The following is an 18,015-nucleotide window of genomic DNA, read 5'->3' on the forward strand; positions in this document are numbered from 1 at the left end:
ACGTCCCTACCGAAGGTAGTACTACACTCGGTAGAGTGAATCCGGCTCAACTCGCCCAGTGATCTACAAGTCGTATCGACTGCGGTGAGGTCGGTCCCGACGTCAGCCCAGCGACGTACCGAAGAATCAGCTCCCGGAGTGACGCGGAGATCGGTGCCCGCGCGGGATGCTCGTGCGGGCCGGGCCGAGTTCCCGGCAGGGAAGGCCCGCTGACCCGTGACGCCACAACCATCGGCGTGGGGCAATCAGGGCGCTTAGACGAGCACGCCTGGGAGGCATCGGATGCGTTTGCGGCACGAGGGCGGGACACTCGTTCACCTGTCCTACAACGCGGGCGTACATCCCGCCGAGGACCTGGAGAACCTGATCGCGCACCTGACCCGATACGCGGTTCCGGTCCGCAAGCGCCTGGGCGTGGAGCGGATGGGCGTGGGCCTGTGGCTCTCCCCGAGCGTCGCCGACCATCTCATCGCCGACCGGATCGAGCTGGTGCGCCTGCGCCGCTCCCTTGAGGAGCGCGGTCTGGAGGTCGTCAGCCTCAACGGCACGGGCGGCCGCAACCAGGACGCCCCCGGCCCCGACTGGGCCAAGCCCGAGCGCTACCGCTACACGATGGCGCTGGCCAAGATCCTGGCCTTCCTGCTGCCGGACGACGTCCGCTTCGGGAGCATCTCCACCATCCCCATCGGGTGGCGCCGTGACTGGCCGGCCGACCTGCACACGATCGCCTCGCGCCGCCTGGAGCGCCTCTCCCGCGAGCTGCGCGGCCTCTACAGCGTCACCGGCAAGACGATCCGGGTCGGCTTCGAGCCGTGGCCCGGCTGCGTGCTGGAGACCACCTCGCAGGCGCTGGAGCGGGTCTGCGACATCGACTCCGACCACCTCGGGGTCTGCCTCGACGCCTGCCACCTGGCCGGTGGCGCGGAGGAGCCCGGAGCCGCCCTGCGCGGCCTGGCGGCCGCCGGTGCCCCCGTGGTCAAGCTCGGCCACGTCCACAACCACGTGAGCGAGGCGTGCCAGGAGCTGCCGAGCACCCGCTCGGTCCTCGAAGACACCCTCACCGCCATGCTCTCCGGCGCGGTGAACGGCACCGCGCACATCGAGGTCGAGACCCACGACCTGGCCGTGCCGCTGCGGACCAGGGGCCCCGGCGCCCTGGTCAACCTGCTGGCCGAGGAGCTCGACTGGGCCCGCACCAACCTCACCGCGCTCGGCCTGCGCCTGGCCGCCTGAGCGGACAGGTCCGCGCCCGGCCGCCCGGTCGCCTGAGCGGCTCCGGAGGGGCTGGGCGCCACCTCGCTGCCCGCCTGGGCCCGCCTGCTTGGACCCCGCCGCGGAGGGCGCGGTCAGCCCGCGCCCGGCCGGCCGGGGTGTGGCCACGTGCCTGTCCCGGTGTGCCGCCGCTCCCTGTACCGGCGGCCGGGAGGAGTTCTCGGCGGGCGAGCCCGTGGGCCGGTCAGCCGGGGAGGCGGTAGGTGCCGTCGTCGAGGACTTCGGCCAGGCCGTCGGCGACCAGGCCGTCGAGAGCCCGCTCCCGCTGCCGAGCGCTGTCCCAGACCACGTCGAGGGCGTCCTTGGGGACGGGGCCGTGGGCCTGGCGCAGGACGGCGAGGAGGCGGCCGCGGCACTGGCGGTCGGTGCCGGCGTAGGTCTGGCCCTTGCGGGCGGGGCCGTCGTAGGCGGGCTTGCCGGCCAGGCGCCAGGCGCACAGGTCGCTGACCGGGCAGTCGGCGCACCGGGGGGCGCGTGCCGTGCAGACCAGGGCGCCCAGCTCCATGACGGCGACCGCCCAGACGGGGGCGTCGTCGGCGCCGGGCAGCAGCGACTCGGCGAGCCTGCGCTCGGCGGGCGTGGTGGCCTTCGGGGGATATTCCTCGCCCCGCACCGCCCGTGCCATGACCCGGCGGACGTTGGTGTCGAGGACGGCGTGGCGGCCCTTGAAGGCGAAGCTGGCCACCGCCGCCGCGGTGTATTCGCCGATGCCGGGCAGCGACAGCAGGGTGGCGTGATCGGAGGGGACCTCGCCGCCGTGCCGGTCGGTGATCGCCCGGGCGCAGGCGTGCAGGTTCAGGGCCCGGCGAGGGTAGCCGAGACGGCCCCAGTGGCGTACGGCCTCACCCGGGGGCTCCTCGGCGAGTGCGGCGGCCGTGGGCCAGCGCTCCATCCACTCGGTCCAGACGGGCAGCACCCGCGCCACCGGCGTCTGCTGCAACATGATCTCGCTGACCAGGATCGACCAGGGGGAGGCGCCGGGCGTGCGCCAGGGGAGGTCGCGGGCTTTGTCGGCATACCAGCCGAGAATGGGTTCCAGCAGGAGGTTCGACTCGGACACCTTTCGACGATAGTGCCGGAGACGGGGCGCTTCCCCCTCTTCACCCGCCGAAACGGCAGAGGTAGCGGCGGGTCGCTCCTCATGACTCGTGAAGAATCTTCATACTGTCCGTATGGACCCGGACACTTTCCGTAGTGATATAGGGGTGGACGTCTACTGGCGGCGCCGGATGGCCGCCCTTGTCGGTGTGCTCGTGGTGGTCGCCGTCGTGGCCTGGGCCTGCTCGTCGAGCGGACCGGAGCGCGCCTCGAAGGGGCAGGCAGAGCTCAGCGGGTCGCCCACGCCGGATCCGATAGTGACCGTCATGCCCACGGTGACGATCACCCCCTCGCCGAGCCCGACGGCCTCCTCCGGGAAGGCCCGGCCGGTCACCAGGGCCAAGCGGCCCGGTGACGCCTGTGAGTCCTCCGACCTCGTGCTGAACATGCAGGGACTGGGAGAGGTCTACACGCAGGACAGCCGCCCCCGGTTCATCCTCACACTGGTGAACATCGGCAAGGTGATGTGCACGGCCGACGTCGGCCCCCGTGCCATGGAGGTCCGCATCACCTCCGGCAGCGACCGCGTCTGGTCGTCGGCCGACTGCGTCAGCGGCGACACCGACGACATCCGCAAGCTCGACCGGGGCGTCCCGTACGTCCGGGAGGTCGAGTGGGACCGGCGCCGCTCCGGTGGCGACTGCGCGGCCGACCGCGACAGCGCCCTGGCCGGCACCTACGTGGCCATGGCCCGCAGCCCCGGTCTGAAGAGCCGCAAGGCCGTCTTCCACCTCCGCTAGCGCGACGCCCACTGCTGTGGAGCCGTCTCCGTCGGTGTGGCCGCCGCGCGGGAGCCGTCCCCGCCCGGAGCCGCTCCCGCCGGTGCCCCACTGCTGTGGAGCCGTCTCCGTCGGTGTGGCCGCCGCGCGGGAGCCGTCCCCGCCGGGGTCGCTCCTCGGCCGGCACCGTCCAGACGTAACGGCTGCCTAGACGTAACGCTCCAGGATGGAGGACTCGGCCAGCCTGGACAGGCCCTCGCGGATGTGGCGGGCCCTGGCCTCGCCGACCCCGCCCACCTCCTGGAGGTCGCCGATGCTGGCGGCCAGGAGCTTCTGCAGGCTGCCGAACTGGTCGACCAGGCGGTCGACCACCGTGCCCGGCAGGCGCGGGACCTTGGCCAGCAGGCGGTAGCCCCGGGGGCTCACCGGACTGTCCAGGGCGTCGTTGCCGGAGTGGCCGAGGACCTGGGCGACGACGGACAGGTCGAGCAGGTCGCTGGAGGAGAGCTGGTCGAGGTCGTGGAGGGCCTCGGCGAACTTGCGCGGGCGGCGGCCCGCCACCGGCAGGTAGTCGCGCACGATCAGCTCGCGGTCGGTCTCGGTCCCGGCCACCAGCTCGTCGAACTGCAGGGAGAGCAGACGGCCGTCGGTGCCGAGCTCGACCACGTAACCGGCGATCTCCTCGGAGATGCGCCGGACCATCTCCAGCCGCTGGGCGACCACCGCGATGTCGCGGACCGTCACCAGGTCCTCGATCTCCAGGGCCGACAGCGTGCCGGACACCTCGTCCAGGCGGAGCTTGTAGCGTTCGAGGGTGGCCAGGGCCTGGTTGGCCCTGGACAGGATCGCCGCCGACTCCTCCAGCACGTAGCGGAAGCCGTCGAGGTAGAGGGCGATGATCCGCATGGACTTGCTGAGCGAGATGACCGGCAGGGACGTCTGCACGGCCACCCGCTGGGCGGTGCGGTGCCGGGTGCCGGACTCGTCGGTGGGGATGGCCGGGTCGGGCATCAGGTGCACGGCCGCACGCACGATCTTGAGGTCGCTCGCATTCAGCACGATGGCCCCGTCCATCTTGGCGAGCTCGCGCAGCCGCGTCGCGGAGAACTCGACGTCCAGCTCGAATCCGCCGCTGCAGATCTCCTCGACCGTGTTGTCGTAGCCGAGCACGATCAGACCGCCTGTGTGGCCGCGGAGAATACGCTCCAAGCCGTCGCGTAGTTCGGTGCCCGGAGCGACCGCGGCCAGGACGGCCCTGCGGCGTTCGTCGAGCCCTTTGTAGTTTGCTGGCACATGACCCCCGTGGTCTGCGTATCACGCTCAGCTTACCGGCGAAGGTCCCGCGGAGTCCGGGATCGCCGGATGGCCACCTCTAGGTGACGTGAGTGAGGGCGTCCCAGACATTGTCCGCTTCGACGACGTCGAAACCCGGGATGAGTTTGGTGCTACGGCCGCCGACCGGGACCAGGGAGCGGTCGCCGTCGCGCTTCTTGCCCGTGTCGAGGGATCCGGCCGGGACCAGGGCGCGGGTGAAGCCCAGCCGCGCCGCCTCCGACAGGCGGCGCCGCACGTCGCGCACCGGGCGCAGCTCCCCGGCCAGGCCCACCTCTCCCAGCACGACCAGCCCGGGGGGCAGCGCCTTGTCCCCGGCCGCGCTGGCGACCGCGAGCATCACCGACAGGTCCACCGCCGGATCGCTGAGCTTGATGCCGCCCACGGTCGCGGTGAACACGTCGCAGCCGCCCAGCTTGGCGTTGAGCCGCCGCTCCAGCACGGCCAGCACCATCGTCACCCGGTAGGTGTCGAGCCCCGAGGAGGAGCGGCGCGGCTGCTGGGCCTCGGTCCGGGCGACCAGGGCCTGGACCTCGGCGGGCAGCGGCCGGGTGCCCTCCAGGGTGACCGTGACGCACGTGCCGGGCACGGGCTCGGCGCGGTGGGAGACGAACAGGCCGCTGGCGTCGGCGATGCCCTCGATGCCGCCCTCGTGCAGGTCGAAGCAGCCGACCTCGTCGACGGGGCCGTACCGGTTCTTGATCGCGCGGACCATGCGGAGCCGGGAGTGCCGGTCGCCCTCGAAGTGGAGCACGACGTCGACCAGGTGCTCAAGGGTCCGGGGGCCGGCGATCGAGCCCTCCTTGGTGACGTGGCCGACCAGCACGGTGGACATGCCGCGCTCCTTGGCCAGCCGGACCAGATTGCCGGCGACCTCTCTGACCTGGGTGACCCCGCCGGGCACCCCGGTCGCCTGGGCGGAGCCGATCGTCTGCACCGAGTCGACGATGAGCAGGTCGGGCTGGACCTTCTCCACGTGGGTCACCAGCGCGCCCAGGTCGGTCTCGGCCGCGAGGTAGAGCCGGTCCTGGATCGCGCCGATCCGGTCGGCCCTGACCCGGACCTGGGCGGCCGACTCCTCGCCCGTGACGTAGAGGACGGTCTGCTGCCGCGCGATCTTGGCTGCGGCCTCCAGCAGGAGCGTGGACTTGCCGATGCCGGGCTCCCCGGCCAGCAGCACGACGGCGCCCGGCACGAGGCCGCCGCCGAGCACCCGGTCGAGCTCGGGCACCCCGGTGCCGCGCGCGTGCGCCACCTCGGCCTTGACCTGCCCGATCGGGATCGCGGGGGCCGACACCGCTCCCGCGGAGGCCACCTGCACGCCGCCGCGGGCGGTCTCCTCCTCGACCGTGCCCCAGGCCTGGCACTCGCCACAGCGGCCCACCCATTTGGCGGTCTGCCAACCGCACTCACCACAGCGATAGCCGACCTTCTTAGCCATGGCCGCACGTTACCGGTCCCGGCCGACAACTTTCACCCGGTACGGCCCACCGACGCCGCCGAGGCGCTCCCCGGCGAGGTCGTGGACGGGCTGTCCGTCAACGGGACGCCGGAGGAGTGCCCGGAACGGACCGCGAGGTTCCACCGGCCGGGGGTGACCTCGCTCCAGCTCCACGTCAGCCTGCCGCCCGAGGTCGGTGGCGACCCCGAGGTGGTGCTGCGGATCCTGCGGGAGCTCGGGCCCGGCTAGATGTGGCCCTCGAGGTCGGCCAGGAGCAGGCGCTTGGGCTTGGCGCCGACGATCTGCCGGACCACCTCGCCGCCCTTGTAGAGGTTGAGCGTCGGCAGGCCCATGACGCCGTAGCGGGCCGCGATCTCCTGGTGCTCGTCGTAGTTGAGCTTGGCGATCGTGACGCGGTCGCCGTACTCGGCCTCGATCTGCTCCAGGACCGGGGAGATCATCCGGCACGGCGGGCACCACTCGGCCCAGAAGTCGACCAGGACGGGCTTGTCGCTCTGCAGAACCTGTTCGGCGAAGTTGTCGGCGGTCAAAGTGATCATGACTCTCCCAGCTTGGTGAACACGCATCCGGGACAGACCTCGGTCAGCTGCCCGGCGACCTCGGCGCGCCGGGCGAGCAGCGTGCGGATCTCGTCGTCGATCTCGGCCAGCTTGCGCCGGTAGACCGCCACCGACTCCGGACAGGACCCGCCCGACTCGTGGCCGGCCCGCAGGCAGGCCACGAACGGCCGGGCGTCCTCCAGGGTGAACCCCACGGTGAGCAGCGATCTGATCTCGGTGACGAGCTTGAGATCCGCCTCGCTGTACTCCCGGTAGCCGTTGGCCGCCCGTCGCGCTGTGATCAGCCCCTGCTGCTCGTAGTAGCGCAGCGCGCGGGTGCTGACCCCGGCCCGTCTGGCGAGCTCCCCGATCCGCATCCGTCCTCCTTACGGGATCACGCTAATCCTTGACGTCAACGTCAAGGTCAAGCGGTTCCGTGGGGTATTTCATCCCGGATGTCCGGCGGGTGGCGTCCCGGAGCGGTCAGAACCGCTTCCAGCGCAGGACATTGGGGTAGGCGAGCTCCAGGCCGGGGGTCTCGGCGATGGCCTGCTCGGCGACCTCGGGGGTGAACTCGATGCGGAGCACGGCCTCCAGGTCGGCGCGGCGCTCGAAGGACATGCGCAGGTCGAGGGGCCGGCTCTGCCAGCCCTGACGGCTCCAGAAGTCCTCGACGGCCCTGGCAGAGTAGGAGGGGACGGTCCGGCTGAACCAGCGGCCGAAGGCCCCGCGGCCGGCGTCGAGGTCGATCACGAAGGCCGCGCCGCCCGGCCGCAGCACCCGGGAGAGCTCGGCCAGGCCCGGTTCGCAGCCGGGGCCGAAGAAATAGGCCCAGCGGGCGACGGCCACGTCCACCGAGGCGTCGGGCAGCGGGAGGGCCTGGGCGGTGGCCGGGTGGACCTCGACGTTGGGCAGCGGCCGGCAGCGCCGCCTGGCGAGCTGGACGAGGTCGTCGTGCGGCTCGACGCCGATCACGCGGGCGGCGGTGGCCGACAGGGCGGGCAGGTGGTAGCCGCTGCCGCAGCCGATGTCGAGGACCGTCGCGCCGGTCCACGGCCGGATGGCGGCCATCGCGGCCTCGACCCTGCCGTCGGGGTCCACCGCCCGGTTCTCCAGCTCGTAAATGTGGGGCGTGTTCCAGATGTTCGGGCTGGGGATGGCGCCCTTCATGAACCGCGGCATGCTCTCACCGTAGCGGTGTGATCTCCGCTGCATCAGCGAGGCCGGACTCCACTCGTCCGCGGTCGCGCTTAGGCTGGCATCGTGAGTGAGCGGAGCGATCGGGCCCGCGGGCGCGGCGACGCCGGCTCACGCGAAGTCCGGCCGGAGGCGAGGAAGCCGTATGAGCGTCATCCGAGTACCTAGTGCGAAGATCGCGCTGTCCACCGCGTCCGTATACCCGGAGCGCACGCCGGACGCCTTCGAACTGGCCGCGCGCCTGGGATACGACGGTGTCGAGATCATGGTGGGCGCCGACCCCGTGAGCCAGGACGTCGACGTCCTGGAGCGGCTGTCGGACCACTACCAGCTGCCGATCCTGGCCATCCACGCGCCGTGCCTGCTGGTGACCCAGCGGGTGTGGGGCAGGGACCCGTGGGCCAAGCTCCAGCGGGCGCAGCGGGCCGCCGAGCGGGTGGGCGCCAAGACCGTCGTGGTGCATCCGCCGTTCCGCTGGCAGCGTGACTACGCGCGGGACTTCGAGACCGGCCTGGCGCGGATGCGGGAGGAGACCGACGTGGTCTTCGCGGTCGAGAACATGTTCCCACTGCGGGCCCGGGGCAACGAGGTCGTCCCCTACTCGCCTGACTGGAACCCGGTCGACTACGACTTCCCGCAGGTGACGATGGACCTGTCGCACACGGCGGTCTCCGGGGTCGACGCGATGGAGATGTTCACCAAGCTCGGCGACCGGCTCGCCCACCTGCACCTGGCCGACGGCGTCGGGGTGGCCAACAAGGACGAGCACCTGGTCCCCGGCCGGGGCGGGCAGCCGTGCGCGCCGATCCTGGAGCGCCTGGCCGGCAACGGCTACGGCGGCCTGGTCGTGTTGGAGATCAACACGCGCAAGGCCGCCAGCCGTACGGAGCGGATCGACGACCTCGCCGAGGCGCTGGCCTTCGCGCGCCTGCACCTGGCCACGCCCTCCAGCGTATGAGCGGACGGCCCCTGACCGAACGTCCCCTGATGGAGCGGTCCCTGACCGGACGGCCCGCGGCGACGCGGGCGGGCAGACGGAACAACCCGCGGCGACGCGGGCGAACAACCTGTGAGTTGAACGACCTGTGAGTGAGCAATCCCTGGACGGGCGGCCCGTGGACGGGTCGGAGATCGGTAAGAGGCGTCCCGGGCGCAGGCCCGGAGCCGCGGACACGCGCGGGCAGATTCTCGCGGCCGCGCGTGAGACCTTCGCGGAGAAGGGGTTCGACAAGGCGACGATCCGGGGCATCGCCCGGCAGGCGGGGGTGGACCCGGCGCTGGTCCACCACTACTTCGCGAGCAAGGAGGGGATGTTCGTCGCGGCCATGGAACTGCCGATCAACCCCGACGAGGTGATCCCGATGCTCCTGGCGGGGCCGCGCGAGGACATCGGCGAGCGGCTGACCCGGTACGTCCTGACGATGACCTCCGAGGCCGGGGCCCGCCAGCCCGTGCTGGCGCTGGTCCGCACCGCGATGACCAACGACCGGGTGGTCACGATGATCCGCGAGTTCATCTCGCACGCGGTCCTCTACCGGATCGCGGAGTCCCTCCAGATCCCGCCGATCCGGATGGAGGCGGCCTTCGCCCAGCTCTTCGGGGTGGTCCTGATGCGTTACGTGGTCAAGTTGGAGCCGCTCGCCTCGGTCGAGATCGAAGAGCTGGTGGAGCTGCTCGCGCCGACGATCCAGCGCTATCTGGACGTGCCCTGACGGCGCCGGGATGTGTACAGAGCATTGTTCTGGGCATCGAAGTGACCGTATGGTGACCACGGTCACCACGTGTCGCGGTCCGGGGCAAGTTACCGATCGGTAGTATTCGTGGCGACCCGTCGTCACCGTGGATGACCGGCGGTCGTACGCTGGCAGCCAACGTCGTCTGTGGGAGGACCCGTGCTCTGGGTAGCGATCATCGGGCTGGTCATGACAGCGGTCGCGGTCGCGCTTGCCGCGCGCCGCGTGCTGTTCCTCTACAAGCTCGCCACCGTCGGGCCGCCCGCGCCCGAGCGGGTCGAATATGCCAAGAACAATGTGGGTGACGAGATCAAGGCCCAGCTCGTCGAGGTCTTCGGGCAGAAGAAACTGCTCAAGTGGACCGCCTCGGGCACCGCGCACTTCTTCGTCATGTGGGCCTTCTTCATCCTGGCGACCGTATATCTGGAGGCATACGGTGCCCTGATCCAGGGCGCGGTCACCGGCACGCCCGACTTCCACATCCCGCTCGTCGGGACCTGGGCCGTCCTGGGCTTCCTGCAGGACTTCATCGCGGTCGCGGCCCTGGTCGGCCTGATCGCCTTCGCGGTCATCAGGGTCAAGAACTCGCCCAAGAAGCTCGGCCGCAAGTCCCGCTTCTCCGGCTCGCACCTCGGTGGCGCCTGGCTCGTCCTCTTCATGATCTTCAATGTGATCTGGACGATGTTCCTCTTCCGCGGCGCGGCGTTCAACACCGGCAACCTCCCCTACGCCTCCGGGGCGTTCGCCTCCGAGGCCACCGCCGCGGTGCTGAGGCCGCTGGGGGAGACGGCCAACGAGGCGCTCGAACACGTCGGGCTGCTGCTGCACATCGGCGTCATGCTGGTGTTCCTGGTGATCGTGGTGAACTCCAAGCACCTGCACATCTTCACCGCCCCGCTGAACGTGATGTTCTCCCGCCGTCCGGACGGCAACGGCCCGGCCCAGCCGATGCGGATCGACGGCAAGGTCGTCGACTTCGAGGACGAGGACCTCGACGGTGACAGGCTGGGCCGCGGCAAGATCGAGGACACCACCTGGAAGGGCTTCCTCGACTTCTACACCTGCACCGAGTGCGGCCGCTGCCAGTCGCAGTGCCCGGCCTGGAACACCGACAAGCCGCTGTCGCCGAAGATGCTGATCCTCGACCAGCGCGACCACGCCTTCAAGGTCGCGCCCTACCTGACGGCCACCCAGGAGCAGCGCGCCGACCTGCACGAGGACGTGCTCGCGCTGCTGGAGAAGCCCCTGGTCGGCGAGGACGGCGTCATCCACCCGGACGTGCTCTGGTCCTGCACCAACTGCGGCGCCTGCGTCGAGCAGTGCCCGGTGGACATCGAGCACATCGACCACATCCTCGACATGCGCCGCTACCAGGTGATGGTGGAGTCGAACTTCCCGTCCGAGGCCGGCGTCATGGTCAAGAACCTGGAGAACAAGGGCAACCCGTGGGGGATGTCCGAGATGAAGCGGGCCGACTGGATCGAGGAGCTCGCCGGCCGCGACGAGGACCCGATCGAGGTCCAGCTCGTCGACGAGAAGATGCCCGACGACACCGAATACCTGTTCTGGGTCGGCTGCGCCGGAGCCCTGGAGGACCGGGCCAAGAAGACCACCAAGGCGGTCGCGGAGCTGCTGCACGTCGCGGGCGTGAAGTTCGCCGTGCTCGGCCCGATGGAGGCCTGCACCGGCGACCCGGCCCGCCGCCTGGGCATGGAGTTCCTCTTCGACATGCTGGCCAAGCAGAACATCGAGACGCTGAACGAGGCCGGGGTCAAGAAGATCGTCGCGACCTGCCCGCACTGCTTCAACACCCTCGCCAACGAGTATCCGCAGCTCGGTGGCACCTACGAGGTCGTCCACCACACCCAGCTCCTGGCCAAGCTGGTGGATGAGGGCAGGCTGGTCCCGGTCACGCCGATCGAGGAGAAGATCACCTACCACGACCCGTGCTTCCTCGGCCGCCACAACAAGGTCTACTCCCAGCCCCGCGACATCATGGCCAAGGTCCCGGGCGTGCAGGCCCAGGAGATGCACCGCCACAAGGAGCGCGGCTTCTGCTGCGGCGCCGGCGGCGCCCGGATGTGGATGGAGGAGCGGCTCGGCAAGCGCATCAACACCGAGCGTGTGGACGAGGCGCTGACCACCGACCCCGACACCATCTCCACGGCCTGCCCGTTCTGCCTGGTCATGCTGGGCGACTCGATCAACGAGAAGAAGAACGCCGGTGAGGCCAAGGAGACGCTGGAGGTCGTGGACGTCTCCCAGCTCCTGATCAAATCGATTAAGGGACAGCCCGTCGAGGCGTCCTGAATCCCGGTCAGGCATGGCCTGCTCTGCGGGCCGTGCCTGACAATTGGTAAAGATGATAAGAAAAGGACGCTAGGTCCGAAACTCTTCCTGTCGATTACGGAAAAATCACGGTAACCTCAACGTCGCGTAGCTCATTGGACGGGGAGGGGGCTGACGATGCACGTCGTCGTCACGGATGCCGAGGTCACGCTGACCGACGTCCTCTCGCTCCGCCTGTCCGTCGACGGGCCGCTCCCGTGCGGCACCGAGCTCGTCCTGCGCCACCGGGTCACCGCCGTCGAGATCTCCGTGGTGCTGGGCACCCCGGGCGCCGACGCGCGTGACGCGACCCTCGCCGTCTCCCTCGCGCCGCTGGCGCTCACCCCCGGCCGCTGGGACGTCTACCTCAGGCAGGACGGGACACGCACCCGGCTGCCGAGCGTCGATCCGGGCTTCTCCCTCGACCATCTCGACACCTACGCGCTGAGCCGCCGCACGCTGGCCTACCGGGCCTACCGGACCCGCAACGGCTTCCTGGCCCTGAAGGTCGACGAGGCCGGTCCCGCCGCCGAGGTCCGCGCGGTCTGGTTCCGGGAGGGCCGCTTCGAGGTCACCGGGCTGCTGGCCTTCACCGGCCTCGACGACGACGAGTCCCGGCACGAGGCGCGGCTCGCGCTCCGCCGCAGCCACCCCGACGCCGAGCTGACCGCCGTCGCGACGGTCCAGGGGGTGCGCTTCCACGCCGCGCTCTCCCTGTGCGACGTGCTCGCCGCCGCGCCCGAGCAGTCGGGCACGTGGGAGCCCTCCCTGGAGGTGGACGGCCTGCCCGCGCCGCTCCGCCTGGGCTCCCGGCTCGACGACGTGGACGGCAAACGCCGCCGCCTGCACTACCCGGAAGAGGAGATCGACGGGGTGCCGATCCGGCCCCGCTACACGGCCGACGACGAGCTCAGGATCGAGGTCGGCGGGTGAGGATCTGCCTGCTCCTCCCCTCGGTCTACGGCATGCGGGGCGACGTCCGGTCGGCCGTCAACCTCGCGGGAGAGCTCGCCGGGCGCCACGACGTCGAGATCGTCAGCGTCCGCCGCCACCGGGAGAGACCGTTCTTCCCCGTGGCGCCGGAGGTGCGGCTGTCCTGGGTGGTCGACGCCCAGCCCGGTGTGCGGCACCTGCTGCCGCCGGGGCAGATGCGCACCGAGGTCGCCCTGTGGCGGCGGCTGCGCGCGCTCAAGGCCGATGTGATCATCAGCACCAGGCCGGGGCTGAGCGTCCAGGTGGCCCGGCACGGGCCCCGCGACGCCGTGCGGATCGCCCGCGAGTGGGGCCGCCCGCCGGTGCCCGGGCCGATCAGGAAGTTCTACCCGCGTCTCGACGCGGTCGCCACGGCCACCGAGACGAGCCGCCAGGACTGGGACCGCCTGCTGAACGGCGGCACCGAGGTCAGGCTGATCCCGGACGCGCTCCCGGCCGGTCCCTGGCCGCGCTCGCGGATGGACAACCGCATCGTCGCCGCGGGCGGGCGATGGGTGCCGGTGAAGGCCTACGACCGGCTGATCCGCGCCTTCGCCGCCGTCGCCGGCAAGCGCCCCGACTGGCGGCTGCGGCTGTACGGCGGGGGCCCGGAGGACAAGCGCCTGCGCGCCCTGGTCCAGGACCTCAACCTGCACAACCACGTCTACTTCATGGGCACGACCTCCGACCTGACCGGCGAGTTCGCCAAGGCGTCGATCGTGGCGGTGAGCTCCCGGGCCGAGGTGCTCGGGATGACCGTGATCGAGGCGATGGCCAGCGGGGTGCCGGTGATCGGGTTCGACAGCCCGAGGGGGCCGGGCGAGTTCGTGGCCGACGGCCGCAGCGGGGTCCTGGTCCCCGAGGGGGAGGGTGAGATCGAGGCGTACGCGTCCGCGCTGCTCGCGCTCATCGACGACGAGCGCCGGCGCCGGGAGCTGTCGGCCGGCGCGCTGGCGGCCGCGGCCGCCTACGCGGCGCCTCCGGTTGCCGAACAGTGGGAGAAACTGATCGCGGCAGCTTCCCGCTGAGCCAGGCCCGGGTACGGTTGGGGCATGCATGGGTACAGCGGAGACAAGCAGGCTTATCTGACCCGGCTGCGGCGGATCGAGGGGCAGATCAGGGGCCTGCAGCGGATGGTCGAAGAGGATTCCTACTGCATCGACGTGCTGACACAGGTGTCGGCCGCCACGCGGGCGCTTCAGGCGGTGGCGCTCGGCCTGCTGGAGGACCACATCGGGCACTGCGTCGCCGACGCCATCAACAGCGGAGGCCCCGAGGCGGAGGAGAAGGTCAAGGAAGCCACGGCGGCGATCGCCCGCCTCGTCCGTTCGTGACTAGTCACCGGACCATCTTTCCTGACCACGTCCCGGACCCCTGTCGAGGAGTCCGGGACTAGGTCGTCCGGACGGTTCTCTCATCGGCTTCAGCAGATCGCCGAAGCACTCAATCCGAGCGCGTTGTCGAGCTCCGCCAAGGTGAGTGGCCGTTCGCTGATGGCGACGGCGGTAAGCACCTCGGCATAGAGCGCGATCTCGTCCAACGCGACACGGTCGTGGACCCTAGAGTCCAGGTCGTCGTGCCCCACCGCGTCGTCCTTCCTTCCGCAGCCCACACCCACTTCGAGGTTACGGCGGGCGGTCTTTGGTGCCCATGGCCCATCGGGACCATTCCTTCCGGCACGGTCGCGCCCTCAGAAGGATCATTTCCCGATTCCGAGATCACGATTCAGACAAACAGCCGATGTGCGGGGGGATAGAGGGATATAAGGAGAGTAAGGAGAAAATAACTGAATTTGTGGTTTAAGTATGCTGATGCGTGTCAGAAGTGGCGGGGGAAAGTCCCTGATATGCCCGGGACCGGGTCGTCCCGCTCGTGCGTCAGCCGGTGCACGACCGCCGCGGCCGTGACGAACCCGCGCTCCGGCACCGTGGTCCCGCTGAGCCGGCACCACGCGAGCCCCGTGGCGTAGGCGGCGCCCAGCAGGGCCGCCGCCGAGGCCCGGTCCGGTGGATGGAGCGCCGAGTGCAGCCCGCCGGAGCGCGGCCAGCACCCCCGTAGCGGGTGGGACGGGTCGGTGAGCACCACATGGAGGATGTGGCGCAGCTCCGGGTCCAGCCAGGGGTAGAGCGCGTCGGCCGCCCGGGGGGCGGTCGCCGACAGGTCGGCCGCCAGCAGCGAGGTCGCCACCGCCCGGGGGTCGGCGCCCTTGGGCACGAGGAACCCCAGCGTCTGGACCAGGTCGTAGAGCGCGTGCTGGAAGTGCTCCCCCGGGGAGGAGTCCGGCAGCGTCACGTGGGGCGGGCAGCGCGACAGCCACGCCTGCCGTACGGCGTCGTCGCCGTAGTGGGCGATGGAGTGGTCGGGGCCGGTCCGGCGGAGCACCGGCTCCACCATGCACAGCAGGGCCTCGGCCCGGGGGCGGAAGCGCCGGTCGCCGCGGATCGCGTCGGCGGTGTCGGCCATCAGCGCGACCAGCCGGAGACCGGCCTCGGGGTGTCCCGCCCTGACCCGCTCGCCGTACAGCGCCACCAGGTCGTCGAGCGAGGAGGGAGGCAGCCAGCGGACCCACTCGTCACCGGGTAGCGGGCGGGCCAGGAACTCCCCGAACATCGACAGCAGCACCTCGTTGCCGTCGAAGGCCGGGGCGTAGGCGCACCACATGAGCGTGTCCCAGACCGCCGCGACCGGGCTGGCGACCTCACCGGCGAAGAGCGCGGCGGACGGCCCGTGGAGCGGGAAATCCTCCCTGCGCCTGCCGCGCTGGGCGATGACCAGCTCCCGGACCCGTTCGGTGATCTCGGGGGGCACGTCCGGTCCGACGAACCCCTGGACCGACCCCCGGTCCGCGGTGAAGTCGGGGCCGGCCGGGACCAGGTGCGGCAGGATCGCCGTGGTGGCGTGGACGACGTGCGCCGCCGCCCGGAAGCCCGGATCGGCCGGGGGCGCCGCCAGGTGCCAGCGGCCGTCGGCGGGATCCTGCCGGTACCACCGGGCGTGCGCGCCGAACAGCCAGCGCCCGCCGTCCGGGGCGGCCAGGACGCGCAGCGCGACGGCCTGGGCGCGGGCGGGCAGCGGGAGCCTCGCCCACCGGTGGTCGGTGACCATGGTGCGCACGTCGCTCTCGATGGTGTCGAAACCGTCCCACTGCCGCACGGCGGTCATGTTACCGATGCCCGCCCGGCGCGTCAGCGATCTCCGGCCCGCTCGCCCGGCGCGACCGCGACGGCCGCCCGGTGCCGCGCGGCCTTGGCCATGTAGTTGTCGGGGGTGCGGGCGAAGGAGGCGCGGTCGTCGTCGGTCAGCTCGCGGATGATCCGGCCGGGGACGCCCGCCACGAGCACCCCGGCCGGGATCTTCTTGCCCGGCCCCACGAGGGCGCCGGCCGCGACGAGCGAGCCCGCGCCGATCCGGGCCCCGCCGAGCACGACGGCGCCGATGCCGACGAGCGCGCCGGTCTCCACGTGCGCGCCGTGCACCATGGCCTTGTGGCCCAGGCTGACCCGGGGCTCCAGCACGGCGGGCTCGCCGGGGTCGGCGTGCAGGCAGCACAGGTCCTGGATGTTGCACTCCTCGCCGACCTCGATCCGCTCGTCGTCGCCGCGGAGGACCGCGCCGTACCAGACGTTCGCGGCCCGGCCCAGCCGTACGCGGCCGACGACCACCGCGCCGGGGGCGACGTAGGCATCTGGGTGGATCTGGGGGATCGCGTCCCCGTCGAGGGCGGCGATGTAGGGGCTGATGTCCATGTGATTGATGTTACGGTGCGTAAGCTTGCCCGATATTTCCGCAAGCAGGTCGGGCGTTCCGGTTGCGGACTTGGACAGTAAGCAGGAAAGTCGTCTCCTGACGTCTCCTTTCCCGCCACACAACCTCCACGGGCAGCGCCATGACAAACCAGCACGAGAGCTTTCCCGACCTGATGCATGAGGACTCGTTCGAGGTCGTCATGCGCGGCTACAACCGTCGTCAGGTCCACGACTACATGAACCGCAACCGCAACCAGATCCGCGATCTGGAAGAACGGCTCGCCCGGGCGATCGAGCAGGCCGAGCGGGGCCGGATCGAGTTGGCCGAGGTCCGGCGGAGGCTCTCCGACGCTCCGCAAGACTACGACGAGCTGGGCCAGCGGCTCAGCCAGATCCTGAAGCTGGGTGAGGAGGAGGCGGCCTCCAAACGGCAGGTCGCCGACGCCGAGGCCAGCAAACTGCGCGAAGACGCCGCCGAAGAGGCCCAGCGGATGGTCAGCGCGGCGCTGGAGCGGGCCGAGGGCATCATGAACGCCGCGCAGCAGGAGGCCGAGCGCCGGGTCGCCGAGGCCACCGCCGCCGCCGAGCAGATGCTCGCCCAGGCCGGCGGCGACGCCGAGGAGACCCTCAACGCGGCGCGCGCGGAGTCCGAGGAGACCCTGCGCGGCGCCCGCGCCGAGGCCGACCGGATGGTCGTCTCGGCCAGGAACGAGGCCGAGCGGACGATCGAGAGCGCCAGGACCGAGGCGGAGTCGACGGTGTCCTCCGCCAACGCCGAGGCCCACGCCACGCTGGCCGCGGCCCAGCAGCGCTCGACGATCCTCGACGAGACGACCGGCCGGCGGGTCACCTACCTCACCGACACCCACCGCGAGGTCATGCGCCGCCTCAACGAGATGGGCGCCGTGCTGGGCGACCTGCTGCACCGGGAGAACGCCGCCGGGGCCCTGATCGACGAGGCCTCCGTGCTCCCGCTGTTCCCCGTCCAGTCCGCCTCCGTCCCCGTCCCCGTGGAGGCCGCTCCGGCCGGGGAGGTCGCCGGGCCCGACGTCGAGTCCGATGTCGAGTCCGACGTCGAGGCCGTCCGCGTGATCGTGGACGACGAGGTCGAGGAGGGCGGCGACCACCGCACCGAGATCTTCGACGACACCGACGTGAGCCTGGGCCGGGCCGCCAAGGAGGACGACGAGTACGCCGCGCGGAAATGACGGCCGCGGCCCGCACGGGCCGGTCCGCCCCCTGCATACCACGGCCCCGCGGCCGCTGAGGTCAAGCGGAAGCCCCCGCCCCCGATCGGGTCGGGGGCTTCCGCGATTGGGGGCCCGGCGCCGGGGCCGCGTGAGATCCGCTGACCCGGGCACCGGGCGGCTACCAGGAACCCCTCCCGTCGGAACGGTCCTGTTGATCGCGTAACTGCTCTCGCAGTCCTTCCGGGTCGTCGGCGTCGACGGTCATCGCGCAGCCGAGATCACGCTGGTCGGAGGTGAGCGGGTGGTGGCGGGTAGCCCACCACCGACCCGCGTCACTCCGCCAGATCGTCCAGTCGGGGAACTCCCGGGCGATCTCCGCCAGATGTCGGTCGAATGACATCTACGCACCTTCCCCGCGCCCAGGCCC

At 71.2% G+C, this 18,015-nt stretch carries 19 protein-coding genes; 10 read left to right on the forward strand and 9 right to left on the reverse strand.

The window, feature by feature from the left end:
- The first annotated feature begins 282 nt into the window (after positions 1 to 282).
- The gene (locus J2S55_RS18220) at positions 283 to 1,233 is read left to right on the forward strand and encodes a TIM barrel protein (protein WP_306862197.1); all 951 of its coding nucleotides are present in this window, start codon (positions 283 to 285) and stop codon (positions 1,231 to 1,233) included.
- Between the two features lie 223 nt (positions 1,234 to 1,456).
- Here J2S55_RS18220 and J2S55_RS18225 read toward each other — a convergent pair whose 3' ends face one another.
- Positions 1,457 to 2,332 carry an iron-sulfur binding domain-containing protein gene (locus J2S55_RS18225; RefSeq protein WP_306862199.1) on the reverse strand — a complete coding sequence of 292 codons (876 nt, stop codon included), beginning with the start codon at positions 2,330 to 2,332 and terminating at the stop codon, positions 1,457 to 1,459.
- Between the two features lie 112 nt (positions 2,333 to 2,444).
- On the opposite strand from J2S55_RS18225, the gene J2S55_RS18230 reads away from it, so the two are divergent.
- Positions 2,445 to 3,110, forward strand: a complete 666-nt coding sequence (locus J2S55_RS18230) for a hypothetical protein (RefSeq protein ID WP_306862201.1) — start codon at positions 2,445 to 2,447, stop codon at positions 3,108 to 3,110.
- A 186-nt stretch (positions 3,111 to 3,296) separates the two neighbouring features.
- Here the strand turns inward: J2S55_RS18230 and disA are convergent, their stop codons facing one another.
- Complete coding sequence (disA, locus tag J2S55_RS18235) at positions 3,297 to 4,382, reverse strand: DNA integrity scanning diadenylate cyclase DisA (RefSeq protein WP_306862202.1); 1,086 nt, start codon at positions 4,380 to 4,382, stop codon at positions 3,297 to 3,299.
- Between the two features lie 79 nt (positions 4,383 to 4,461).
- Positions 4,462 to 5,862: a DNA repair protein RadA gene (radA, locus tag J2S55_RS18240; RefSeq protein ID WP_306862204.1), complete on the reverse strand. Its 1,401-nt coding sequence runs from the start codon at positions 5,860 to 5,862 to the stop codon at positions 4,462 to 4,464.
- An 81-nt stretch (positions 5,863 to 5,943) separates the two neighbouring features.
- Here radA and J2S55_RS18245 point away from each other — a divergent pair, with 81 nt between their 5' ends.
- Positions 5,944 to 6,111, forward strand: a complete 168-nt coding sequence (locus J2S55_RS18245) for a hypothetical protein (RefSeq protein ID WP_306862206.1) — start codon at positions 5,944 to 5,946, stop codon at positions 6,109 to 6,111.
- On the opposite strand, the gene trxA is transcribed toward J2S55_RS18245, so the two are convergent.
- The 3 genes from trxA to J2S55_RS18260 form a co-directional block, all read right to left on the reverse strand.
- Complete coding sequence (trxA, locus tag J2S55_RS18250) at positions 6,108 to 6,422, reverse strand: thioredoxin (RefSeq protein ID WP_306862208.1); 315 nt, start codon at positions 6,420 to 6,422, stop codon at positions 6,108 to 6,110. The genes J2S55_RS18245 and trxA overlap by 4 nt on opposite strands.
- Complete coding sequence (locus tag J2S55_RS18255; protein ID WP_306862212.1) at positions 6,419 to 6,799, reverse strand: MerR family transcriptional regulator; 381 nt, start codon at positions 6,797 to 6,799, stop codon at positions 6,419 to 6,421. Before J2S55_RS18255 ends, trxA begins: the two co-directional genes overlap by 4 nt.
- Positions 6,800 to 6,905: 106 nt before the next feature.
- The gene (locus J2S55_RS18260; RefSeq protein WP_306862214.1) at positions 6,906 to 7,604 is read right to left on the reverse strand and encodes a class I SAM-dependent methyltransferase; all 699 of its coding nucleotides are present in this window, start codon (positions 7,602 to 7,604) and stop codon (positions 6,906 to 6,908) included.
- Between the two features lie 160 nt (positions 7,605 to 7,764).
- Here J2S55_RS18260 and J2S55_RS18265 point away from each other — a divergent pair, with 160 nt between their 5' ends.
- The 6 genes from J2S55_RS18265 (at position 7,765) to J2S55_RS18290 (ending at position 13,986) form a co-directional block, all read left to right on the forward strand.
- The gene (locus J2S55_RS18265; protein ID WP_306862217.1) at positions 7,765 to 8,577 is read left to right on the forward strand and encodes a sugar phosphate isomerase/epimerase family protein; all 813 of its coding nucleotides are present in this window, start codon (positions 7,765 to 7,767) and stop codon (positions 8,575 to 8,577) included.
- A gap of 127 nt (positions 8,578 to 8,704) precedes the next feature.
- Complete coding sequence (locus tag J2S55_RS18270; protein ID WP_306862218.1) at positions 8,705 to 9,331, forward strand: TetR/AcrR family transcriptional regulator; 627 nt, start codon at positions 8,705 to 8,707, stop codon at positions 9,329 to 9,331.
- Between the two features lie 180 nt (positions 9,332 to 9,511).
- Positions 9,512 to 11,662 (forward strand): (Fe-S)-binding protein, encoded by a 2,151-nt coding sequence (locus J2S55_RS18275; RefSeq protein WP_306862223.1) that lies wholly within the window; start codon positions 9,512 to 9,514, stop codon positions 11,660 to 11,662.
- 156 nt (positions 11,663 to 11,818) lie between these two features.
- Positions 11,819 to 12,613: a hypothetical protein gene (locus tag J2S55_RS18280; RefSeq protein ID WP_306862226.1), complete on the forward strand. Its 795-nt coding sequence runs from the start codon at positions 11,819 to 11,821 to the stop codon at positions 12,611 to 12,613.
- Positions 12,610 to 13,680, forward strand: coding sequence for a glycosyltransferase (locus J2S55_RS18285; RefSeq protein WP_306862229.1), 1,071 nt, complete (start codon positions 12,610 to 12,612; stop codon positions 13,678 to 13,680). The genes J2S55_RS18280 and J2S55_RS18285 overlap by 4 nt, the downstream gene beginning before the upstream one ends.
- 24 nt (positions 13,681 to 13,704) lie before the next feature.
- Positions 13,705 to 13,986 (forward strand): metal-sensitive transcriptional regulator, encoded by a 282-nt coding sequence (locus J2S55_RS18290; RefSeq protein WP_306862231.1) that lies wholly within the window; start codon positions 13,705 to 13,707, stop codon positions 13,984 to 13,986.
- A 484-nt stretch (positions 13,987 to 14,470) separates the two neighbouring features.
- Here J2S55_RS18290 and J2S55_RS18295 read toward each other — a convergent pair whose 3' ends face one another.
- Both J2S55_RS18295 and J2S55_RS18300 read right to left on the reverse strand, forming a co-directional pair.
- Positions 14,471 to 15,814 (reverse strand): hypothetical protein, encoded by a 1,344-nt coding sequence (locus J2S55_RS18295; protein WP_306862234.1) that lies wholly within the window; start codon positions 15,812 to 15,814, stop codon positions 14,471 to 14,473.
- A gap of 23 nt (positions 15,815 to 15,837) precedes the next feature.
- Positions 15,838 to 16,398: a gamma carbonic anhydrase family protein gene (locus J2S55_RS18300; protein ID WP_306862237.1), complete on the reverse strand. Its 561-nt coding sequence runs from the start codon at positions 16,396 to 16,398 to the stop codon at positions 15,838 to 15,840.
- A 140-nt stretch (positions 16,399 to 16,538) separates the two neighbouring features.
- Between J2S55_RS18300 and J2S55_RS18305 the strand changes: the two genes are divergently transcribed.
- Entirely contained in the window at positions 16,539 to 17,606 is a 1,068-nt protein-coding gene (locus tag J2S55_RS18305) for a hypothetical protein (protein ID WP_306862240.1), read from the forward strand.
- Positions 17,607 to 17,766: 160 nt separating this feature from the next.
- On the opposite strand, the gene J2S55_RS18310 is transcribed toward J2S55_RS18305, so the two are convergent.
- Positions 17,767 to 17,988, reverse strand: a complete 222-nt coding sequence (locus J2S55_RS18310; RefSeq protein ID WP_306862243.1) for a hypothetical protein — start codon at positions 17,986 to 17,988, stop codon at positions 17,767 to 17,769.
- Positions 17,989 to 18,015 lie beyond the last annotated feature (27 nt).

Source organism: Streptosporangium brasiliense (genome assembly GCF_030811595.1).
Taxonomy (GTDB): Bacteria; Actinomycetota; Actinomycetes; order Streptosporangiales; family Streptosporangiaceae; genus Streptosporangium; species Streptosporangium brasiliense.